Below are 5,083 nucleotides of genomic sequence, written 5' to 3'. Positions count from 1 at the left end.
AGGTCCTCGCACACCGCGATGACGGTTGCGCGCGTGAGGCCCGTGAGCTCGACGAGTTCGGTGGCCGTCAGGGGGCCTCCGCGGCGAAGCTCCGCGAGCACCGAGCGGGCCGTCACGAACCGCACGACGTGCGGGCCCACGCCCCCTGGATCGGTTCCCTGCCTCACGCGTGACCTCCTCCTTCGACTCTGTGGGCCCGCTTCGCGAACCCCCGGGCCGGCGTCGCGACCCAGCCGGTTCGTCGTCTTGACCCAGCCAGCACGCCGCCCCAATAATGGTTTGCGGACCTATATTTAGAGTCTAAATTATTTGGAAGATCCCTCAACCCCCACGACAAGGAGAGCCGGTGCCCACCCCTGCCGAGACCGCAGCCACGACCACCCACGACGCCGACTGGTGGCGCCAGGCCGCCGTCTACCAGATCTATCCGCGCAGCTTCTCCGACTCGAACGGCGACGGCCTCGGGGACCTCAAGGGCATCACCTCGCGCGTCCCCTATCTCAAAGAGCTCGGCATCGACGCCGTGTGGCTGAGCCCGTTCTACCCGTCGGCGCTCGCGGACGGCGGCTACGACGTGGACGACTACCGCAACGTCGACCCGCGCCTCGGCACGCTCGAGGACTTCGACGAGATGGTCGCCGCCCTCCACGAGGCCGGCATCAAGGTGATCGTGGACATCGTCCCGAACCACACCTCGGACCGGCACGTCTGGTTCCAGGAGGCGCTCGCCTCGCCCAAGGGCTCGGCCGCCCGCGGACGCTACATCTTCCGCGACGGGCTCGGCGAGAACGGTGAGCTCCCGCCGAACGCGTGGACGTCGATCTTCGGCGGCGGCGCGTGGGAGCGCATCACCGAACCTGGTCCAGAACAGGCGCCGGGCCAGTGGTACTTCCACCTCTTCGCGAAGGAGCAGCCGGACCTCGACTGGGACAACCCCGAGGTCCACGAGGACTTCCTCACGACACTCCGGTTCTGGTCCGACCGCGGCGCGGACGGCTTCCGCGTCGACGTGGCCCACGGCCTCAAGAAGGACCTGAACGCGGAGGTCGCGAGCCTCGACCTCCTGCACCGCGCGGACCTCTTCCGTGAGGGCGAGCACCCGCTGTGGGACCGCGACGAGGTCCACAGCATCTATGCCGAGTGGCGCAAGGTCTTCAACGAGTACAACCCGCCGCGCACTGCCGTTGCGGAGGCGTGGGTCCATGCGGACCGTCGCGCCATGTACGCCTCGCCCGAGGGCCTGGGGCAGGCGTTCAACTTCGACCTCCTCGAGGCCGACTTCGACGCCGAGCAGTTCCGGCGCATCATCGCGAAGAACCTCGCGGAGGCCGCGGCGACGGGCGCCTCGTCCACATGGGTGTTCTCGAACCACGACGTGGTGCGGCACGCGACCCGCTACGGGCTCCCCAAGGGCTCGGGCCGCGGCGGGAAGGGTGCCGACGGCAAGGACTGGCTCCTCGAGGGCGGCGACCCCGCGCAGGTGGACGCCGAGCGCGGGCTCCGGCGCGCGCGGGCCGCGACGCTCCTCATGCTCGCGCTCCCGGGTTCGGCGTACCTGTACCAGGGCGAGGAGCTCGGCCTCCAGGAGGTAGGCGAGATCCCGGACGCCGACCGGCAGGACCCCACGTTCTTCCGCAACAAGGGCGTCGAGGTGGGCCGTGACGGCTGCCGCGTGCCGCTCCCGTGGGAGGCCGCTCCTGCTGAGGGTTCCTCGTTCGGCTTCGGCGCGAACGGCGCGCACCTGCCGCAGCCCGCGTGGTTCGCAGGCTACGCCGCGAGCGTCCAGGAAGCGGACGCGGGTTCGACCCTCGCGTTCTACCGCCGCGCCCTCGCGCTGCGGCACGAGCTGCAGGGCTCGGAGTCGCTCGGCTGGCAGGACGCGTCCGACGACGACGTCCTCCACTTCGTCCGGCCCGGCGGCTGGCACGTCGTGGCCAACTTCGGGACGGCACCGCTGGAGCTCCCGGCGGGGGAGATCCTCCTCGCGAGCGCCGACGTCGAGGGCGGCAAGCTGCCCGGCGAGGCGACCGCGTGGGTGCGCGTGGCACGCTGAGAAGGGTTTTTATCAAATCGCTTGACATAATAATGGCGCGGTAGTCCACTGGTACGTGGATCGTCGCGCTGGGGAGCGATTCGTCGACCCGTCTCGAGGAATCAGGAGCTGTGCCATGGCCGATGTCGAGTCCCAGGTTGTCGAAGCCGCCGCCGAGGAGCGGGCTTCCAGCGGTGAATGGGGACCAGGAAGTTTACTGCGCACTACGTCGTCGGCTCGAACGCCTTCAAGGGGCTCCGGCATCACGTGGTACGAGGCGTGCGGCGGCTGGAAGTGCCGCATCGCCCTGAGCATGTAGTGGTTCCCTTGGCGCCCACCCCGGCCACGCGCCGTCGTCCGGGGTGGGCGCCGCCGTCGAATGTGCCTGCGGCCCCCGCGGGGGATACCGTTGACCCATGACCTCAACGACCGCCGCCGATTCTTCACGCCCCACCCGCGGTGACGCCTCCCGCCCCGCTCGCTCCGTGAACCCCGAGATTGCCCGCTCGTGGCTGCTCGTGAACGCGATGCGGGCCGAGACCTTCACGGAGGCGGCCTCATCCCGGGCCGACGCGGTGATTCTCGACATCGAGGACGCCGTGGACCCCTCGCACAAGGACGAGGCGCGCGAGAACGTCATCCGCTGGATGCGTGCCGGCGGCGAGGCGTGGGTGCGCGTCAATGACGCGACGAGCGCGTTCTGGGCCGACGATCTCGCGGGGCTGCGCGGCACGCCGGGCCTGCTCGGCGTCATGCTCGCGAAGACCGAGTCCGCGGACCAGGTCACCGAAAGCTTCCACCGCATGGACGGCAAGGTCCCCGTGATCCCGCTCGTCGAGTCGGCCGTGGGCATCGAGGAGGCCAACAACATCGCGCGCGCGCAGGGCGCGTTCCGCCTCGCGTTCGGCTCGGGCGACTTCCGCCGCGACACGGGTATGGCCGCGACGCCCGAGGCCATGGCGTACCCGCGGGCCAAGCTCGTCGTTGCGAGCCGAGTCGGCGCGCTGCCGGGCCCGATCGACGGCCCGACCGTCGGGACGAACCACCCCATCCTGCGCGAGCAGAGCGCCATCACGGTCATGATGGGCATGACCGGCAAGCTGTGCCTCGCGATCGACCAGACCACGGTCATCAACGAGGTCATCAGCCCGACCCCGAGCGATGTCGCGTGGGCGTCCGACTTCATGCGCGACTTCGAGGCCAGCGGCCGCGTGATCCGCGACGGCTCCGACCTCCCTCGTCTGGGCCGCGCCGAGAAGATCATGAAGCTCGCCACGGCGTTCGGCGTCAACCCCGCCTGATCCGATCCCCGCGTGAACGACTTCTGGGAGAACGCCTCGCCCCTCTACAAGAGGGTCGTGCTCTTGGGCATGGCCCTCTTGGGGGTCGGGCTCATCCTCAACATCACGGCGAACCTCGCGCACGTCATGTGGCTCCTGTATGGCTCGATGGGCATCATCGGACTGGGCCTCGTGACGCATCTCGTGGGGCTCGGCATCCGGACCCGCGACGCCCGGCGCCGGCTCCGCGCGCAGAAGCCGCCGAAGGCTCGCTAGGCTCGGCACCCGATAGGCTACTGGCCATGGCCATCAACCCCGACCTGCAAGGTCGCGTCTACCCGCCCGCCGAGGTGTACGACGTAGCCCGCGAGAAGATCCGTGAGTTCGCGCACGCCGTCAAGGCGGGCCACCCGGCGCATTTCGATGTCGACGCAGCCCAGTCGCTCGGCTACGCGGACGTCGTCGCGCCGCCGTCGTTCGCGATCATCGTGGCCCAGCGCGCTGACGCCCAGCTCATCGCCGACCCCGAGTCCGGCATCGACTTCTCACGCGTGGTCCACGCCGAGCAGCGCTTCACCCACCACCGTCCGATCGTGGCCGGTGATCGCCTCACGGCCGAGCTCCATGTCGACCAGGTCCGCGCGATGGGGGGCGGCGCCATGATCACGACCCGCGCCGAGATCGCGTCCGAGTCGGGGGAGCGGGTCGCCACCACCACGTCGTCCATCCTGGTCCGAGGGGAGGGCCAGTAATGGCCGCAGTGTCAGCGCCCGCGTTCGAGCAGCTCGAGGCGGGCCTCGAGATCGGCCGCCGCGACATCGCCGTGACCCGCTCCGACCTCGTCAAGTACGCGGGCGCGTCCGGCGACTTCAACCCGATCCACTGGAACAACGAGTTCGCGGTCGCCGTCGAGCTCCCCGGCGTGATCGCGCACGGCATGTTCACGATGGGCGCCGCCGTGCAGCTCGTCGTGGACTGGGCCGGGGACCCGGGTGCGGTCGTCGACTACCAGACGCGCTTCACGAAGCCCGTCCCGGTCGCGGACACGACCGGCACGGACGAACCGGGCGCGATCCTCGAGGTCGTCGGAACGGTCGGGGCGCTCAATGCGGAGGCCCGCACGGCCCGAATCGACCTCACGGTCACGAGCGCCGGGCAGCGCGTGCTGACCAAGGCGCAGGCCGTGGTCCGGCTCGGCTGAGCGGGGCCTCGTGAAGTCCACGGGGCAGGCGACCCGGGCGGCCGTCACCCCGCGGGAGCTGCGGAGGTGGCACGCCGCCGTCGTCATCGCGTACGCCGCGAGCGGGGTCGCGTTCTCGAGCTGGGTGGCGCGCATTCCCGCGCTGCGCGAGGACCTCGGCCTCACGCCCGGTGGGATCGGACTCCTGCTGCTGTGCATGACGCTCGCGTCCTTCGTCTCGGTGTCCGCCTCCGGTCTCGTCGTGATCCGTCTCGGCTCCCGCCGAACCATCCAGGCTGGGGCCGCGCTCCTCGGTGTCGGGCTCGTGCTCGTGGGCGCGGGTGCGACGCTGTTCCGCGAGCCGGCCGTGTGCGCCGTGGGCTTCGCGACGATCGGGCTCGGGACGGCGAGCTGGAACACGGCGTCCAACGTCGAGGGTGCCGCGGTCGAGCGCGCGCTCGGACGCTTCATCATGCCCGCCCTGCACGGCTCCTTCAGCGTCGGAACGGTCGTGGGCGCGATCCTCGGCTCGTGGGCTGCCGCGGCCTCGGTGCCGCTCCTGTGGCACGTCGGCTCCGTGGGCGTCGTGGT

The 5,083-nt window shown here is 70.5% G+C and carries 6 protein-coding genes; all 6 read left to right on the top strand.

Going from position 1 to position 5,083, the window contains the following annotated elements:
- Positions 1–346: 346 nt before the first annotated feature.
- Positions 347–2,053: a glycoside hydrolase family 13 protein gene (locus ACLN58_RS17565; protein ID WP_415856537.1), complete on the top strand. Its 1,707-nt coding sequence runs from the start codon at positions 347–349 to the stop codon at positions 2,051–2,053.
- Between the two features lie 395 nt (positions 2,054–2,448).
- The gene (locus tag ACLN58_RS17560) at positions 2,449–3,333 is read left to right on the top strand and encodes an HpcH/HpaI aldolase/citrate lyase family protein (protein WP_415856536.1); all 885 of its coding nucleotides are present in this window, start codon (positions 2,449–2,451) and stop codon (positions 3,331–3,333) included.
- A 12-nt stretch (positions 3,334–3,345) separates the two neighbouring features.
- Positions 3,346–3,588, top strand: a complete 243-nt coding sequence (locus ACLN58_RS17555) for a hypothetical protein (RefSeq protein WP_415856535.1) — start codon at positions 3,346–3,348, stop codon at positions 3,586–3,588.
- A gap of 26 nt (positions 3,589–3,614) precedes the next feature.
- The gene (locus tag ACLN58_RS17550; RefSeq protein WP_415856534.1) at positions 3,615–4,064 is read left to right on the top strand and encodes a MaoC family dehydratase N-terminal domain-containing protein; all 450 of its coding nucleotides are present in this window, start codon (positions 3,615–3,617) and stop codon (positions 4,062–4,064) included.
- The gene (locus ACLN58_RS17545) at positions 4,064–4,513 is read left to right on the top strand and encodes a MaoC/PaaZ C-terminal domain-containing protein (protein WP_415856533.1); all 450 of its coding nucleotides are present in this window, start codon (positions 4,064–4,066) and stop codon (positions 4,511–4,513) included. The genes ACLN58_RS17550 and ACLN58_RS17545 overlap by 1 nt, the downstream gene beginning before the upstream one ends.
- Positions 4,514–4,523: 10 nt before the next feature.
- The coding region (locus tag ACLN58_RS17540; RefSeq protein ID WP_415856532.1) for an MFS transporter at positions 4,524–5,083 on the top strand (560 nt) is incomplete at its 3' end.

Origin of the sequence: Sinomonas sp. G460-2 (assembly GCF_047759905.1) — a bacterium.
GTDB lineage: Bacteria > Actinomycetota > Actinomycetes > Actinomycetales > Micrococcaceae > Sinomonas.
The sequence above is the reverse complement of the archived record's forward strand: the minus strand, read 5'-3'. Positions and strand labels throughout refer to the sequence as shown.